Origin of the sequence: Membranihabitans marinus, from assembly GCF_019802045.1 — a bacterium.
Lineage (GTDB): Bacteria > Bacteroidota > Bacteroidia > Chitinophagales > Saprospiraceae > Membranihabitans > Membranihabitans marinus_A.
Genome location: NZ_JAHVHU010000003.1, coordinates 72,437 through 88,427 on the forward strand (window position 1 = coordinate 72,437; position 15,991 = coordinate 88,427).

A 15,991-nucleotide genomic window follows, 5' to 3' on the forward strand; every position below is an offset into this window, starting at 1 on the left:
TTTGGGATTTTGACAATTGCTAGGCCAAGTCATTCAATGATTTTTCCTTGGCAGGATTATCTAAAACCATTCGCCATTTCTCCCTCAGTTGACAGTTTGTTCAACCATATAAAATTGCGCCTCCTTGTCCTAATAATTCTGAATAATGTTGATGATTGTCCTCATCTGGAATTCCTGCTGTATGGTCGCAAATTCCGTCAAGTGTCATATTTAGTGCTGTAATTGTTTTCTTCATGTAGCAACTGGCATTTCTGGGCCGATTGATTTTTCTTTATCAATCAATTCGATCGATTTTCATTGGCTGGGATTATATTTTTATCACATAGGAAGTAATAGATTTTAAATCCGTTGATTTTGTATTCTTAAATTCGTAAAAGTCAGAAAATGCATAATTTTTACCGTCTTCCATCTTTACAATTCCATTCACCGCTCCTTCTTTTCCGTGCGTAACAATTTTTTCGATGACATATTCCGAAATCTTTTTTTCCTTCATTTTGTTTATTGCTTTGGAGTAATCGTCTTTACCATCAATAATTTTATTCCCGACCATATTCCAAATCACATCTTCTGTTACATTGTCAGTCAGAAAGGCAACATTGCCTTTTCCAAACGCAACATTGAAATTCTTTAAAAATTCTCTTTTCGGGGAATGTCCGCAATCCGTTTTCAGAATGATTTTTGTCATATTATGCAATTTAATATTTCGTAATCGTTTTTTAGCTTTGTGCCGACTGGATTTCCCTTATAAATTCGATTTATCCTAATTCCGTAATAATAATTTCATTATGTATATAGTTCGATATACCTTTGAACAAAGGTATTCCTTATAGGTAGTTTTTTCCTTGTCTTATGGCAAGTAATGTTTTATTACAACTTGTTGCCAACGCCAACTCAATGCTAGCGGTTCGGTGTTATTTTAATCAACAATTTTATCATCTTTAAAAGAATTGTTTTGTCTGTTTTTCGGGCAAATTTATCATACATGCATAATCATCTTATCTATTGTGGATCCCCCGTTTAACGAGGCAAGGCGTACTATTAAGTATTCATTCTGGATGATATGTATCAGGCGAATACTTAGTTAATATCTGCAGGTTTTATTCCCATATATTCTCGTAAGTATTCAGCTGTCGCTGATTTTTCATGATCCAGTAATTTTTCTACAGGTCCCTCAAATATAACTTTTCCTCCATGTTTTCCTGCTCCTTCGCCAATGTCAATAATCCAATCTGCTTGCGAAATGACGTCTAAGTTGTGTTCAATTACAATAATTGTATTCTTCTGGTTAACAAGCCTGTAGAGTAGCGCCATTAGTTTTTTAGTGTCCGATGGATGCAAGCCTGTACTTGGCTCATCCAATACGATTAGGTTATTTTCATATCCAAGTTCCTTGGTCAACTTCAGTCGTTGTCTTTCGCCACCTGAAAAACCATTCAATCGTTGACCTAATGTTAGGTAGTCCAATCCTAAGTCGATGAACAAATTAAACTGGTCGGCAAAATCTTCATTTTCAAAAAAGGATTTAGCCTCCAAGGTGGTTAAACCCAAAACTTCTGTAATATTCTTACCTTGATAGGTGTACTTCAATACCTCTGGTTTAAAACCGGTACCATTGCATACTTCACAAGGTGTCTCAATATCGTCCATAAAGGCTAAATCTATTTTTTCTACGCCAAGACCTTTGCAGTTTTCACAACCTCCTACGCTATTACTGCTAAAAAGTTTGATACTAACATGATTTGTTTTGGCAAACAAGCGTCTTATTTTGTCCGAAACGCCTAAATAGGTCAATAAGTTTGACTTTGAACTGCCCCTGATTTGTGATTGGTCGATAATCTTTGTCTCGGGATGTTGCTTTGGCAAAACCTTGCTGATAAGCGTGCTTTTCCCCGAACCTGCAACACCAGTTACGACGGTCAGAATGTTGGTGGGAATCTCAACCGAAACATTTTTTAGATTATGCAGATTGGCGTTAGTAATTTTAATGGTTTTATTTACCGCCCTAGGATTTTTGTTGATTTGTCTTGGCAATGAAAAATATTGACCTGTTTTGCCTTTTGATTTCTTCAAATCCTGAAAATCACCTTCGTATACGATTTCACCACCGTTTACACCTGAAAGTGGGCCTAAGTCCACTACATGGTCTGCTAATTTAATTAGGTCTGGGTCGTGTTCAACGATTAGAACCGTATTGCCTTTTGCTTTTATTTGTCTTATGATTTTTGAAATATTGTCCAAGTCCTTCGGATGCAGACCAATACTTGGTTCATCAAATATGTACAGTAAATCTTCTAAGCTATTGCCAAGATGCTTTACCATTTTAATCCGTTGCGATTCGCCACCTGAAAGGGTAGTGGTTACTCGGTCCAATGTGAGGTATTGAAGACCTATGGTTATTAGATTTTGCAGTTTTTTTGTCAGCTCGGTGATTATGGTTTCATATGTTTCGGATGAAATGGATTGGATAAACGACAATAACTCATCAATGGAAAGAGAGGTACAATCTGCAATGTCTTTTCCTTTAATTTTACAGGATAATACTTTATCGTTCAACCTCTTGCCTTTGCAGTCTGGACAGATGTCCGTGGAAATTATTCTCTGCAATTCCTTTTTTCGCAGCTTTTCCTCTTTTGAATTCTTCTTTAGGAAATCTCTTTTTATTCGAGGTAGAACACCCAGATATTTCATTGTTTTTCCCCAATCCATTGTAGGACTTTTTGGCTTGTGTTCTTCTGAATGAAGCAATAGTTTCCATTCCTCTTCTGTAAAGTCCTCTAATTTTTTATCATTGTCGAAATAGCCTGAATTCACGTATCGCAACCAACGATATCCACCTGGTTGAAAAGTAGGGAATTGAATTGCTCCCTCATTCAAGGATTTCGATTTGTCAAATAGTCTATTGGTGTCAACACTACTTACGTAACCCAAACCATTGCAAGTGGTACACATTCCTTGGGGATTGTTGAAAGAAAACACATTTGAATAACCGACAAACGGCTTGCCTATTCTTGCAAAAAGTAGTCGCAATGAAGCGTAAATGTCCGTGGCTGTGCCAACTGTGGAACGAGCATTGCCACCCAACCGCTTTTGGTTAATGATAACTGGAACGTTGAGATGGTCGATTTTATCAACGTCCGGTACTCCAAAACGGCTTAAGCGATTTCTTACAAAGCTATTTTGGGTTTCGTTGATTTGCCGTTGAGCTTCCGCTCCAATAGTTTCAAAAACCAAAGATGATTTTCCGGAACCTGAAACGCCAGTAAAGACGGTTATTTTGTTCTTCGGTATTTCTAATGATAGGTTCTTAAGATTGTTCTGTCTTGCTCCGTATATTTTTATTTTCTTCATTAAATCCTTGTTGGTAGATTGAATTGAAAAGACAAATACAATCGGACTAAAAGCAACTGCTTGACGATATACCCGAGCTTAGTCCCACCTATACATTGCTTTTGAGTTTGGAATGTGGATTCGTCCGGAATTTAAAATTTATAAATAAAAAAACCGTACAGTGATGGCGGTCCGTTGTTTGAATCTCAAATGCTTTTCTTAGTGCTTATTGCAATCCTGTTCCACGCATTGATAGTAACAACAGCCATTATGATTTGAGCAATCTGATTTCCATCAAAAAGCTTTTCTGCTTGCCTGTATGTATCATCGCTTAATCCATTTTGACTTATCAAAGTTATTTCTTCGGTAATGGTTAAAATCACCTTTTCTTCTTCCGTAAATAATTCAGTTTCTTTCCATGCGTTGAGCAAGAAAATGCGTTGTGCGGTTTCCCCTTGCTTCAATGCGTTTGAAGTGTGCATATTGATACAAAACGCACAACCGTTGATTTGTGAAGATCGGATTTTAATCAGTTCCAAATGCGTTTTGGAAAGTTGTGTGTTTTGCAGGTAATTTTCTAAAGCAAACATTGCCTTGTATGCGTTAGGTTCAAGCTGTTGTATGTCTATTCTTCTTTCCATTTTCCTTTCTCATTTGTTTGCCTTATTGTTGTAGCGTCCTTGTTAGTATAGACTAATATTGAGCATCCGTTTTTATCCATACTTAGCAGTTGAATTGTCTTAAATGGTGATCAATATGCTTAAACACCAAAAAACCGACTTGTTCTGATGATAATTTCCCAAAAAAAGGATGCACAATTTGAATTAGATGAATGTTGTGATAATCTTCAATCAAACTAATCCATTCCATTTTATTCGTTTCAAAATCACCCTTAACGTTTTTTACTTTGAGCTGTCTGAGTGTGGGTGTGTTTTTTTTTATGGGGCTGTCGTCTTTAAGGAAATCCTCTTTTAAGGCGGAGTTACCAAATAAATATCCTACCAACACTCGCTTATACCTCACTCTCCCCTGCATCATCTTCTCATACTTTATACAATGGAGCAGCATCTGATGAGCATTCATTTGACCCCACTGAGGCTTGCTGTTTTCATTTAGCAATCGAATACGATTAATTAAGAACGCTTTTGTTTTATAATTAAAAATGGTTTTCATAATTAGGTAGAGCTCTTATATTATAAGTTATCGTAATTATATCGGGGTTGAAGGGAGAACCAATTGCCTGAATCGTCTTTAAACTGTGCCTCTATACCATAAAACTCCTTTTTTGGAGGCTTAACAAATTCAACTCCTTTTTTCCTGAGCTCTTCATAGGTAGCAAAAACGTCTTCACATTCAAAAACACCGCTTCCAAACTTTCCATTTTTAACTAAGTCAATCATCACCTGAGCGGTTTCTTTGGGGAACATTTTCCCGACTGTAATAGGAAATAAGTTAATTCTTAAATCAGGTTGTTCGGGTGGCGAAACGGTTAGCCATCGGGCATCGGTGCCTACTGGTATATCATCGACTACATTAAAACCTAGTTTGTTGGTATAAAAGTCATATGCACTTTCTTGGTCAATGACAAATATGGTGGTATGGGAAAGTTTTGTTATCATAAAATTTATTCATTTAGTATTGCCAAAGATAAAACATGATTTAACCGTTTACTTCTTCAAAATTGCTATTTATCCCAGCCATAATTAGTTATAAAGCAGCCCGGGATGAAGCTTAAGGGTGCTCTTTTGACATTCTCTTTGCGCTTTTTGCATTGTTTTAAAAAGTCAGAAGGTGTAATACCAACATGTTTCTTAAAAAGTCCACTAAAAGAACTTACACTTTCAAAGCCCACTAAAAAACAAGTATCTGTGATACTCTTGTTTGATTGTAATAGAGCTTTTGCTTTTTCTATCCGTACAAATGTTAGGTACTGATGCGGAGTCTTATTAAATGCCTGCTTAAAAAGGCGAATAAAATGAAACTTACTAAAGTTTGCCTCGTCAGATATATTGCTAACATCGATGTTCTTCATATAATTTTTATCGATAAAAAGTTTTGATTGAACTATTCGCCTGTAGAGATATGCTTTAGGATAATCCTTGTTTTTAAGTACCTGTTCCATCAGTTGATTTTAATTGATTCGGTAAAAATTTTTACTTTATTATTAATTAAGTCAGCGTATTTCGATCGTACCGTGGTACTGATTTCGGTCAACTGGTGTCAATATGAAAGATAGTGTAATATTAGTAAAAATATGTTTTATTTTATTTACCAGTTTATTCAGCTATTTCCATTTCTGGTGGGGGGCAGCAAACTCCGGATTCAAAAATGACCGTCCCATAGCTTTGGAGGTAGTTGATGATAAAATATCCAATAGGGGTATGTTCTGGAATGATTTATGCGGAATTTTACAATCCTACATTATCCTTTTTAATACGAATTGATTGACGCCCTTTGGCAAAGAAAGTGAAATTCCATCTTTCAACTGCTGACCGGAAAAAGTCTGTTCCCTTTCTTTACTAAAATCGATCAATTCATAATTCTCATTTTTTTCCGGCGTAAACCACTCCGGAAATTGATTGATCCGAGGCCAATCAAAGGGCATATTCATAATGGTCTTGTGTCGAGGGGCATCAAATTTCAACACGCCGTTCCAATCCTTTTCGAGCGTTAGACTGATCCATAAATCACCATCTTCTCGAACCGCTCCGAGCTGAAGATCAGATCGCCACGGGTGGGCCGTCACGCCCTGGGTTTTCCACAGACAATACATAATGGTCGTTCTGGCAAAATTTCCATCACCATGCCATCCTTCAATAACGCCGGAGGAGCGCCATTGCGAAGTATTCGGTCGGTGACTCGAATCTTGCATAGACCACATCACCTGGATTTCACTATCCATCCAGGCAGCGGCGGAGGGGAGGGGTTCCCGGGCATAAAAATTCAACACGCCTTCAATGGCATCCGCATACCCATCTGCAGAACCGGTCTCCCAATCAAAATTCCGATAGTTCTCATTTAATGCGCCGAGTCCTTTCAACGCAGCTGTCCGATAGGCATCCACCGAATCAAGCTGATAGACCGAATAGAATCCGTTGAAGGTATATCCGAAATTATCGGCAATACGATCCTTTACTATTTCTCCGGATTGTGGATTAATCGCATCATAAAAAAGCCCGTCTTTGTTTCTTCCCACTTCGAGGATGCGATCAAGCATCTCGTGGATATGGGGCTGGTAGTCTTCTTTTTTATGGCGCGCTGCAAAACTAGAAGTTACATAAAGCTCACAAAGGCCGGATACAATCTCACAACCATGGTCCCGCAATCGGAGTACTGAAAAATCCCTGGTGGGATGCTGATTGCCCAATAAATAATAATCACCCAATCGGATGGCCCAATCGAGGTATTTTTGTTCTCCGGTCATCCAATAAATCCGGGAGAGCACTTGCAGCATTTCACCATTCACTTCCACATTGGTCGAGACGATGTTTCCATAGTGGGTCTCCACTAGGACATGTTTCCACAGATCATACAGGATGCCGATCATTCTTGTGGACCACGGGCTTTCCCCCAACCATTCCGTCAGAGGCAATAGCCCGTCTTTTATGTATTCGGAAGAACCAAATATAATACGCTCCAAATCGGCATTCGGCGCTTTAAAATCTCGTTGATCAAAAGAATAGGTGTCCGGGAGCCGGTCAATCCGGGAGGTAAGCCGGTTTTCGCTTTCCAGCATATCCATCATCCGTCCCGGAAAAGGTCCTGATCTGTCAGTGCCGCTGTCAAAACCATAAAGGGATAATTATCGGCGGCGGCATCCTGAGCATTCCAGATGTTCGTATCCTTGTACAAGTTCCTGGGGATGAGCCCGGTGGTTGGATCTGCGTGCGCCAGCCAATCATCCACAAATCGTCGACACCTTTCCAATCCTTCGATGACGACTACTCCATTAGCATGCGCCCGTGTAAAGGCCTGATTTTCTGCCATCGTGGGCACAATCGGATTTTTCGAAGGTCGATGGCATGACAGCAGTAGACAACTCACTAAAAGTATGGTTCTAAATAGCGGAAGCGTATTCATGAGTTTGTTTAATGGTGATAATGTGGATGAACGGTCTCTGTATGGTATTGCAGCATCTTGCACGCTGTTGTAATACCATATGCAGTGTTGAGCGGTTCCTCCCTTTTGGAGGAAGTGAACCGCAATAAATATACGACATTTCTTCGCATTTTAGTGAACCTTACATCATTGTACGGAATCAGAAGCGCCCAAAATAATGAGTTCAAAAGTTCCCAGCGGGGTCAAAACATCCTAGCCCCGGGTTTCAACCCGGGGTATATGTGGTTTAGAGGTCGACTTGGCGCGATTTTTGACCAAAAATCGGGCCAAGCAAAATTTGAACCTTGGTTTTAATATTGGGGATTTCATAATTTCAAAATATAGATTATCAATTAGTTGCATTTAGGCCAGGATTTATTGTGAACGGGTGTGGTACTGAATAAAAATACATTTTACCATAGGAGAAAATCCGATCAAAGCAGTACCTGAGCTCGCATCCCTTGACGATAGGTTGAGTAAAAGTTTAAATTCAAGAATAACCAGGTGGTTTGATTCGCCTTGGTTTTTGCAAGGGATCACTATCCGCCGGGTTGTCCTGTTTATCTTTTCAATTTTCCGATTATTATGCTCTTTTCAAATCCGGATTTAGGGGGTCAATATGGTCCGGAATATCCACGTGATTAAATAATTACGTAAACCAAACAACCAAAACCGTTAAAAGAGGGGGTCAGCATGCTCCGGATTTTGAGTCCAGGGGGGTCAATTTGCTCCGGATAAATATTAGCTTACCTTCTTAATTTAGAAGCTATTTAGAGTAAATTCGACCCCGTTTTCCTTGTTTTAAAAAAGGGTGGTCAACATCCGCCGGATTGTCATGTTTGTTTTATTAATTTTCCGACTTTTATGCTCTTTTAAAATCCGGATTTAGGGGGTCAATATGGTTCGGAGTATCCAGTAATATCGGAAATCACCTTTCCCATTGAAGATTTACCAACACCATTACCTCCAAAAAAGTAGTTTATTTTGGCTCAAATTCTACAATTTGATTGTAGGTGCATATTCCGGTGATACTGCCCCCCCAATCCGGTGATGTTGACCCCCCCTGGGAGTTTTTGGTTATTCGGGTGGCAATTATACTGACAAAATTACTGTTTTTTCCTTAGACTTTCTCCTTTCAGCTCTATTCTGTGTGAAGTATAGACCAATCGGTCTAGAATCGCATCCGCTATGGTAGCTTCACCAATTATATCAAACCAAGAGGCTACCGGAAGTTGGCTTACTATAATAGTTGAGTGCCTCGCATGACGATCTTCGATAATTTCCATCAAGTCAAGTTGCTGTTGTTTTTCCAGATGGGTTAGACCAAAGTCATCTAATATTAACAGATGAGTTTTAGCGATCTTCAGAAAAAAGGATAATATGGTTCCTTCCAGTCGGGAGATCTTTAGTTTTTGTGTTAGCTTTTGCATATTGAAATAAGCCGTTTTATAGCCTTGTGCACATGCCTGGTGACCGAGTGCTGAAGCGATAAAGCTCTTCCCACAGCCGGTAGCTCCGGTGATGATAATGGATTCACCATTCTTCAAATAATTACCTGTAGTTAGCGATGCGAGAAGTGTTTTGTCTATGCCGCGGGATGCGTCCATGTGGAGCTCTTCGATAGAAGCCTGGTAGCGGAACTTAGCATTCTTCTGCAGTCGGTCAAAACGACGTTGTTCCCGATCCAATTTCTCTGCCTGAAGCAATATCTCCAGTCCTTCGCTCAGGGTGATCCTGGTGATGGCGTGTCTCGACTAAGGATTCCCAGCTGCGGCTCATTCCCTGCAGTCGCAGTTCATTTAATTTTGATGTGATTTGTGTCATAATGTGTTGTGTTTATGAATAATATTTTTCTCCTCGGATGTTGTCATGATTCGGTAAGCTTCTTTTTTGAGCCTCTTCAGGATGATCCACCATTTTGGTTTTGATTAGTTTTAGGATGAATCCGTAGCTGTATATTTTGTGCGTGATAGCAAGTTTGCAGGCTCTTTTAAACAGTTCTTTGTCTGTCTTGCTATACAGCCTTAGTATGCCATCACAGGTTCTGTAAAGTTGTTCTGGTGGCCGGTTCTGGTCAAACAAGAGCTGGGTAAAATGGTGCAGCACCTCACAGCAATGCCTGGCCCGACGAATATAATAGCCTGGGCTACGATTCAGATAATGTTTATGTGTGGAGCAAAGATGGTCCTTGACGGTAGAATATGCATTGCTGGTTCGATTTCTGCGATGTGTTGCCACACATGATCCATCGATATAGATGCGGATCATAGAACGGGTGTATATTACTTTTGCCTTCTGACCGATATAGATATAGGGGACGCTGTAGAAATGATTGTCCTGCCCCAGCTGCACATGATTGTTTTGTTGCACCTTATAAGTTTTGTAATATTTAATTTCAAAGAGTTGGTTTGGTAGGGGGCTGAGATGGTGTTTTTCATAAGCCATAAATTTTTCTTCACGGCAGTAGGATTTATTTTGCATCCGGGTTTGATTGTGATCTAACATTTTTTCGCTGATCGCTTTATTGAGCTCGGACAGACTAAAAAAGCGCTGGTTCCGGATCTTTGCAAATACCCGACTATAAACCAACTTGACTTGATTTTCGACCAATGCTTTGTCTTTTGGCTTGGCCGGTCTTGTCGGGATCACGGTAGTACCGTAGTGATTGGCAAAGTCTTCGAGAGCTGTGTTAATATCTGGTTCGTACCGGTCGGCTTTGATGACTGCACTCTTGAGATTATCAGGCACTAATACCTGTGGCACCCCACCCAGAAAATGCAGACATCGTCCCAAAGCATATAGGAATTCTTCAACGCTTTGGTTGCGTACAGCAATAGCAAAGCCATAATCAGAATAAGGCAAACACGCGACAAATACAGAGCACTCTACCACCTCTCCCGTCTTCCGATCAACGTACGATAGCTTCTTTCCTGCAAAGTCGATATAGAGCTTTTCTCCAGGATGGTGGGTAAGAATCATAGTAGGCTTAGCAGCCTTCCTATGCTGAGATAAATGAAAGAAAAACTGGCTGCGTGCATATCCATTCGGATAGTCCACTTTGTATTCTTCCCAGAGGAGCTGCCGAGTTACTCCGACCCTTCCCAGCTCCTTGGAATAGTAATCCAGCCGATTTTTCAGATGTACATACCGATCCTCTTTGTAGGCCAGATTGCCCGCATGGAACTGCTTCTCAAGCTCTGGATTTTCCAGTGCTATGAGATCGTCTATATCCGACTGTATATGCGGAAGCTTCTCGAGATAAGCCTTGACGGTATTCCGGCTGATGTCCAGTATCCGGGCAATGGACTTTTTAGATTCTCCTTGTTTGTGTAGTTGCAATAGTTGCTTGATCTTACTCATAGATTTTGGTTTTCCTGCCATCGTTTGATTGATTTACACATTATGAAAATTTGTAAATCAATCAACCAAAAACTACTCACAAGGGGGTCAACATGCTCCGGATTTTTTTCCCCCAATTCTTGATGGGGGTCAGCATGCTCCGGATTTTGAGTCCAGGGGGGTCAATTTGCTCCGGATAAATATTAGCTTACCTTCTTAATTTAGAAGCTATTTAGAGTAAATTCGACCCCGTTTTCCTTGTTTTAAAAAAGGGTGGTCAACATCCGCCGGATTGTCATGTTATTTTTTCGTGATATCCGGTTTTTACGCTCTTTTGCTATCCGGATTTGGGGGGGGCAGTATAGTCCGGAATATCCAGTAGCATGCTGTTTTATGTAGTTTTATTTTGTTCAGCATCCGTTTCTGATAAGTCTTTTTTATTCAATCAATTAATGTGTCATTAGTGCGCTGGCTCTTCTTTCGCGTGAACGGTCAAGTACAAGCGTAGTGCGGGATTTCTAAGCACTTTACTTTCGGTTCGGCACTATGTTGTTAGTATTCAGTTCTTTAAATTTTAGCATTTTCGCCCGCATTACGCTTATACATGGTTGTGCGGTCATATTTATTTTAGTCTGTCTGTCGGCGTTGGCAAAGACTTAATCTTTTGCAATTTTTAGTTGCAGCGATGGCAGGTGCGAGTTGCAAATGTGTATGGCTTTTAGCGTTGGCATATTATGTTCAATTTTTATTCATTGTTCATTTTCCAAAGTCCTCGATTGTTTTCCCTTGCTTCTTGCTGATATTTCACAAATTCGTCCGCGTATTTTACATTCGGAGGAACGGTCATAACCATTGCATATCCATTTTTCACTAAGTCAGCATTAACGAATGTTCCATCTGTCAAATAAATGTATGCAAGTGTTCTACCATATTGGTCTAAGCTGTCAACATCAAATTCAAGGCGTACACTTTGCCCGTCAAACATATTTGATAAGTAATTCTTGGCCTCTTCGCCATAATACCCCTTTTTCTTTTTAAAAACATTTCTAGATTCTGGTGCATCAACTCCGATTAGACGAATTTTTTTTCCTTTTGCGGAACCGTCATCAGCCCAAAATGTATCTCCGTCCACTACTTTGGTGACTTTTAAAAAGCCTTCCTTATCGGATTGTTCGCTTTGTTCCGATTGTGCTTTCCGATTACCACTTTTTGAATTACACGAAAAGGCTGTAAGAGATGCAACAATAAAAAAAATTATTAGCCTTTTCATCAATCTAAAGTAATTTGACTGTTATTATAATCTATTGTTATTTGGCCAAATTGATTTAAAGCTGATTGACCCAAAAGCAAGGGTGCGGATGTATTATGTATAATTGAAGCTTTCACATTGTGTAATACCTTGTTTCCAATCTGTACTGTTTTAAGATTGATTATTGAACCCTCAGAAATACTGCCATCAGCGATTTGATACTGCTGGGCCCCAATAAAATCATCTTCTGTTAATGTCCCTTGTCTGTATAAAAAAAGAGCTTCCACCTCTGAAATGGTTATGTCTGATGCTCCGGTGTCGAAGATAAAATCCATATTCGAGCCATTGACTATTGCTGGTATTAAGTAAACCCCACCTGATTTTCTCATCTTGATTACATTCTTGCCTTCGAAATTATTCGACCGTTTAGTAGTAGAGTTAACTTGAGGCATTTCATTTTTAGATGCAGGTTTGCGTCTTCCCGATTGAGTGCAAGCAGATATTAAGACACAAATGCAAACAGTAAATATCAATCCTTTTGTCTTCATTCTATTCTTATTTCACCAATTTTAGGTGTTATCTGTATTGTAAACTTTCTGTTTTCATCTTCATTAGTGTCACGAGCTTTTCCAAAATATCCACTACCGACAATCATTAATTCACAGTTGCTAATCTCTGTAAAGTCCAAGCCGTTATCTTGCCAATAATTCACTAATGACAATGCCCTTTTATAACTAAGATTATATCCTACATCGGGCATTTTAAGATAATTATCATAAGACCTTTGCGTGTTGCCTTCCACTATTAGTAGATAACTAACTTTACTATTCGTGTTATTTAGTTGTTTAAGAAGAGCTGAAATGCTTTTTCCTGCTTTCAACAAATCAACAAGCACTATTTCGTCTAGGTCATTGATATTCGAGCTATTACTCGCAAAATTTACATTGAGATTAAGCTTATACCGCTGATTTAATGGGTCATAAATAAAGTATTCAGAAGGGAGTGCTTTAACGGCTTCTTGGACTCTTTTTATTTCCCTTAATTGCTGTTCGGTCGCTCTCTGTTGATTTGTAAGCTTCAGATAAGTCAAAACATACAATACCAACATAATAAAAAATAAACTGGTCATTAAGTCGGTAAAACTTGGCCAAAAGAATCCTGAGCCTTTTCCTGTCATACCGAATTCTTTTTAGACTTAAATAGATTTCTAACAGAAGATATGACGTCTTTTTTGTTCTCAATCTGCTCAAGAATTACGATTGCTTTCCCCATATTTCGATTTAAATCTTCTATTGTTTGTTTGAGTCTTTCACCCTGAGTAGCCGAACTGTTTTTGAATTGAGAAACATCTGTTTTGAGTGTTGACAAATGTTCGAGGTTGACCAAATTTGTTTTGCTTTCAGAAAGAGCATTTTTTAAAGCTTCTGTTTCATCGATTGTGAACTGTTTGACTGCTTCACTTGAATTCTGAATGTGTTCTTTTAGTTCTTTAAACGTTTCGGAAATCGAATGTCCAACATCAGCAACTGTATTTGAGGTATACTCTTTATGTTCTTCCAACTTGTTGAAATGCTCAGAGAGAAACGTTAGTAGCTGTTGGCTCTGATTTAATTTGCTATCAAGATTTTCTGCAATAGCCCTGAAATTATCTGTTCTAGTGAGAAGCTCATTTGTCTTGGTGACAATTAACTGTGAGTTTTCAACAAATTGAGTTGTATTAGAAAGGAAGGCGTTAAACTTCTCAAATTTTTCTACAGAAAGGTCTAATTGTTTTAAAACGGCTACATTATACCTTGTCATTTGTGAGACCTTTACCTTGTCAAGTGCTTCAATTAATTCTTTTTGTTCTCTAATGGCCTGGCGATTGGAATCAAACACTCCAGTAAGTCCATTTAGGTTACTTTTAAACTCTTTATTAAACTCTAATAAATTTCTCTGAAGAGAATTTAGGGTTGAAGCTAAACCTTGGTTAATTATAGGAAGAAGTTCTACTTGAATAAAAGTATAAAACTCATTTTTTCTAGCCTCGCTGTAGCTTCTTGATCCTTTAAAAACCCAACCTGAGTTAATTATGGTCAACATTAAACCCACAAAACTAGCTATCATCGCTATTTTAACACCACCAATAAGCATTGCAATACCTTCGTCAAGGGTTTTTCCTGTTTGTTCAGTACCTAGTTCTACACCTAAATCTGGCATATTAAAAAGGGCAATTACAATTCCCATCATAGTGCCCATTAAACCCAAATAGAGTGGAGTGCCCACTGATAAGTTTATATCCTCTTCTACTGCATCTATATTTCGCTCTACAATATCTTTCATCAGATTAAAATCTGAAGATGCACCTCTATTTCTTATGAGGTAATTATTGACTGAGAACAAAATGTTTTTAAACACCTTATTCGCTTTACCGTCTATCTCAATAATATTTACTTCGGTTTTTTCAATATCTTCAATGATTGGGCTAGAGATATTGAATAAATCCAAGTTTTCATTCTCATCCAAAACTTCGTCTGAATTAGAGTCTGGTCGAACTTCTTTATAACTATCTATATTTTTCAGGAATTCCTTCGGTGATAAGCTTTCTAGTTCTGAAACTTGAACAATAATATTAGTAACATATAATGAATTTATGTTTGGAATTATCCTCTTAAAAAGGCGAATTTTAAAAAATGTTCTTGCGAAAACACCTATCTGAATGGAAACAATAATGCAAACTAAAACTGTTTCAATGAATTCAATCTTCATAGCGAATTACAGCTTTAGAGTTAATAATCCATTTTCCATTTTGTAATTCGGCTTCACCCATTTTAATCGTTGAAATTCTATTAGACCTTGGGTTAAATGCGTTCTCAGCATCACAAACAGGGTCAATATTTTTATCTGGATATTGCAAGGCAAGCTTTATTGAAGTTTCTTTTTCATCAATCTGAAAATTAGCATTGGAATTTCCTGTTTTCATTAGTCTATAAATGCTTGCTCCATCTTTATAGGTAGTTGATGCCGAGCTTTCGTTAAAGCTTCCATCCGAATTTGGAGTAGATAAGAAGAGTATCTCTGTTTTTGGTTCAGGTTGTCTAACTTCCTGATTGGAAGTAGAAGGACTTGATGGGTAAGTTGATCTAGGCTGCTTTAATTTTTCAATATCGGAGTTAAGTCTTTGAATTAGTGCCTCCAAGTCTCTAATTCTTCCTTGCATATCCCTAATTTCGGAATAAGTGGAATTATTATTTCTCATTCCACTGTTAGTTGAGTTAATTTGCGAATGAATCAGATCCTTCAATCTTCTGCTTTCTAAAATCCTAGGTAATAATTCTTCGTAATTATCTCTTTTTCTTAGAGCTAGAAACAAACCTAAAATCCCCAAAACGACAGCTAGAATGACTAAGTAATCTGAAAACCCACCAAATATACCCGACTTTTCTTCCTTGGAATTTTGATTTTTTTCAATTTTTCGAACTCTATCATCAATAGCTGAAAGTTTACTTTCTGATTCTTTTTGACTAGTAGTATTTACTGGAATGTTTTCTTGCAAAACTCCTTCTAACTGCTGTGTTAAATTGGCCTTATAGTCCGAAAGTTTCCCCTTTTGGTCTAGTTGACTTTTAAAGTCTTTCAAAACCTCAGACTCGTTAAATGAGGCATTCAAGAGAAAATTCAATGCACGGGACTGGTCAAATGCCGAAATATCTTGACTTTTCAATTCCTGAATTTTATTGGAGATTTCAATTGTCTTTAGCTCTGTTTCAGGAATTGAAGATTTGATTTTTTCAAAAACAGGTTTGTTCTTACAGTTACAATTTGCCTTGAAATTGGCAGTAACTCCACTCGTTGGGCTTAAAACAGATAATGAATAATAGACAGATTGATAATTAAGTATATCAACTGCCTTTTCATAAGACTCTTTAGTCACCTGACCAAAAGAAGACTCATAAAGTATAATTGATAGAACTAGTAATAGAATGTATTTTTTCATTT

At 38.2% G+C, this 15,991-nt stretch carries 17 protein-coding genes; all 17 read right to left on the reverse strand.

Going from position 1 to position 15,991, the window contains the following annotated elements; genetic code table 11:
• Positions 1-100 precede the first annotated feature (100 nt).
• The 17 genes from KUV50_RS19340 to KUV50_RS02930 all read right to left on the reverse strand — a co-directional run bounded on the left by KUV50_RS19340 (position 101) and on the right by KUV50_RS02930 (position 15,989).
• Entirely contained in the window at positions 101-235 is a 135-nt protein-coding gene (locus KUV50_RS19340; RefSeq protein ID WP_261394969.1) for a hypothetical protein, read from the reverse strand.
• A gap of 72 nt (positions 236-307) precedes the next feature.
• Complete coding sequence (locus KUV50_RS02855; protein WP_222578582.1) at positions 308-685, reverse strand: nuclear transport factor 2 family protein; 378 nt, start codon at positions 683-685, stop codon at positions 308-310.
• A gap of 392 nt (positions 686-1,077) precedes the next feature.
• A complete protein-coding gene (locus tag KUV50_RS02860) occupies positions 1,078-3,348 on the reverse strand; it encodes an ATP-binding cassette domain-containing protein (protein ID WP_222578583.1) in 2,271 nt (756 codons plus the stop codon).
• Between the two features lie 185 nt (positions 3,349-3,533).
• Entirely contained in the window at positions 3,534-3,968 is a 435-nt protein-coding gene (locus tag KUV50_RS02865; RefSeq protein ID WP_222578584.1) for a carboxymuconolactone decarboxylase family protein, read from the reverse strand.
• An 82-nt stretch (positions 3,969-4,050) separates the two neighbouring features.
• Complete coding sequence (locus KUV50_RS02870; protein ID WP_222578585.1) at positions 4,051-4,500, reverse strand: DinB family protein; 450 nt, start codon at positions 4,498-4,500, stop codon at positions 4,051-4,053.
• A gap of 20 nt (positions 4,501-4,520) precedes the next feature.
• Positions 4,521-4,946: a VOC family protein gene (locus tag KUV50_RS02875; protein WP_222578586.1), complete on the reverse strand. Its 426-nt coding sequence runs from the start codon at positions 4,944-4,946 to the stop codon at positions 4,521-4,523.
• Between the two features lie 65 nt (positions 4,947-5,011).
• Entirely contained in the window at positions 5,012-5,449 is a 438-nt protein-coding gene (locus KUV50_RS02880) for a helix-turn-helix domain-containing protein (protein WP_222578587.1), read from the reverse strand.
• 294 nt (positions 5,450-5,743) lie between these two features.
• Positions 5,744-7,063, reverse strand: coding sequence for a hypothetical protein (locus KUV50_RS02885; protein ID WP_222578588.1), 1,320 nt, complete (start codon positions 7,061-7,063; stop codon positions 5,744-5,746).
• 5 nt (positions 7,064-7,068) lie between these two features.
• Positions 7,069-7,407, reverse strand: a complete 339-nt coding sequence (locus KUV50_RS02890) for a hypothetical protein (RefSeq protein WP_222578589.1) — start codon at positions 7,405-7,407, stop codon at positions 7,069-7,071.
• Positions 7,408-8,531: 1,124 nt separating this feature from the next.
• Positions 8,532-9,113, reverse strand: coding sequence for an IS21-like element helper ATPase IstB (gene istB / locus KUV50_RS02895; RefSeq protein WP_261394970.1), 582 nt, complete (start codon positions 9,111-9,113; stop codon positions 8,532-8,534).
• Complete coding sequence (locus KUV50_RS02900) at positions 9,088-9,249, reverse strand: hypothetical protein (RefSeq protein ID WP_222578610.1); 162 nt, start codon at positions 9,247-9,249, stop codon at positions 9,088-9,090. The genes istB and KUV50_RS02900 overlap by 26 nt, the downstream gene beginning before the upstream one ends.
• Before the next feature lie 12 nt (positions 9,250-9,261).
• Positions 9,262-10,806, reverse strand: coding sequence for an IS21 family transposase (gene istA / locus KUV50_RS02905; protein ID WP_261394971.1), 1,545 nt, complete (start codon positions 10,804-10,806; stop codon positions 9,262-9,264).
• A 703-nt stretch (positions 10,807-11,509) separates the two neighbouring features.
• Entirely contained in the window at positions 11,510-12,034 is a 525-nt protein-coding gene (locus KUV50_RS02910; RefSeq protein ID WP_222578592.1) for a thermonuclease family protein, read from the reverse strand.
• Positions 12,034-12,561: a TIGR02281 family clan AA aspartic protease gene (locus tag KUV50_RS02915; protein WP_222578593.1), complete on the reverse strand. Its 528-nt coding sequence runs from the start codon at positions 12,559-12,561 to the stop codon at positions 12,034-12,036. The genes KUV50_RS02910 and KUV50_RS02915 overlap by 1 nt, the downstream gene beginning before the upstream one ends.
• The gene (locus KUV50_RS02920; protein ID WP_222578594.1) at positions 12,558-13,190 is read right to left on the reverse strand and encodes a hypothetical protein; all 633 of its coding nucleotides are present in this window, start codon (positions 13,188-13,190) and stop codon (positions 12,558-12,560) included. The genes KUV50_RS02915 and KUV50_RS02920 overlap by 4 nt, the downstream gene beginning before the upstream one ends.
• Complete coding sequence (locus KUV50_RS02925; RefSeq protein ID WP_222578595.1) at positions 13,187-14,761, reverse strand: MotA/TolQ/ExbB proton channel family protein; 1,575 nt, start codon at positions 14,759-14,761, stop codon at positions 13,187-13,189. The genes KUV50_RS02920 and KUV50_RS02925 overlap by 4 nt, the downstream gene beginning before the upstream one ends.
• The gene (locus KUV50_RS02930) at positions 14,751-15,989 is read right to left on the reverse strand and encodes a hypothetical protein (protein ID WP_222578596.1); all 1,239 of its coding nucleotides are present in this window, start codon (positions 15,987-15,989) and stop codon (positions 14,751-14,753) included. The genes KUV50_RS02925 and KUV50_RS02930 overlap by 11 nt, the downstream gene beginning before the upstream one ends.
• Between the last annotated feature and the right edge of the window lie 2 nt (positions 15,990-15,991).

Excerpts from the sequence above, each read along its gene's own strand:
- KUV50_RS19340 (WP_261394969.1), bottom strand. The coding sequence starts at position 235 with ATGAAGAAAACAATTACAGCACTAAATATGACACTTGACGGAATTTGC.
- KUV50_RS02855 (WP_222578582.1), bottom strand. The coding sequence starts at position 685 with ATGACAAAAATCATTCTGAAAACGGATTGCGGACATTCCCCGAAAAGA.
- KUV50_RS02860 (WP_222578583.1), bottom strand. The coding sequence starts at position 3,348 with ATGAAGAAAATAAAAATATACGGAGCAAGACAGAACAATCTTAAGAAC.
- KUV50_RS02865 (WP_222578584.1), bottom strand. The coding sequence starts at position 3,968 with ATGGAAAGAAGAATAGACATACAACAGCTTGAACCTAACGCATACAAG.
- KUV50_RS02870 (WP_222578585.1), bottom strand. The coding sequence starts at position 4,500 with ATGAAAACCATTTTTAATTATAAAACAAAAGCGTTCTTAATTAATCGT.
- KUV50_RS02875 (WP_222578586.1), bottom strand. The coding sequence starts at position 4,946 with ATGATAACAAAACTTTCCCATACCACCATATTTGTCATTGACCAAGAA.
- KUV50_RS02880 (WP_222578587.1), bottom strand. The coding sequence starts at position 5,449 with ATGGAACAGGTACTTAAAAACAAGGATTATCCTAAAGCATATCTCTAC.
- KUV50_RS02885 (WP_222578588.1), bottom strand. The coding sequence starts at position 7,063 with ATGCTGGAAAGCGAAAACCGGCTTACCTCCCGGATTGACCGGCTCCCG.
- KUV50_RS02890 (WP_222578589.1), bottom strand. The coding sequence starts at position 7,407 with ATGAATACGCTTCCGCTATTTAGAACCATACTTTTAGTGAGTTGTCTA.
- KUV50_RS02900 (WP_222578610.1), bottom strand. The coding sequence starts at position 9,249 with ATGACACAAATCACATCAAAATTAAATGAACTGCGACTGCAGGGAATG.
- istA (WP_261394971.1), bottom strand. The coding sequence starts at position 10,806 with ATGGCAGGAAAACCAAAATCTATGAGTAAGATCAAGCAACTATTGCAA.
- KUV50_RS02910 (WP_222578592.1), bottom strand. The coding sequence starts at position 12,034 with ATGAAAAGGCTAATAATTTTTTTTATTGTTGCATCTCTTACAGCCTTT.
- KUV50_RS02915 (WP_222578593.1), bottom strand. The coding sequence starts at position 12,561 with ATGAAGACAAAAGGATTGATATTTACTGTTTGCATTTGTGTCTTAATA.
- KUV50_RS02920 (WP_222578594.1), bottom strand. The coding sequence starts at position 13,190 with ATGACAGGAAAAGGCTCAGGATTCTTTTGGCCAAGTTTTACCGACTTA.
- KUV50_RS02925 (WP_222578595.1), bottom strand. The coding sequence starts at position 14,761 with ATGAAGATTGAATTCATTGAAACAGTTTTAGTTTGCATTATTGTTTCC.
- KUV50_RS02930 (WP_222578596.1), bottom strand. The coding sequence starts at position 15,989 with ATGAAAAAATACATTCTATTACTAGTTCTATCAATTATACTTTATGAG.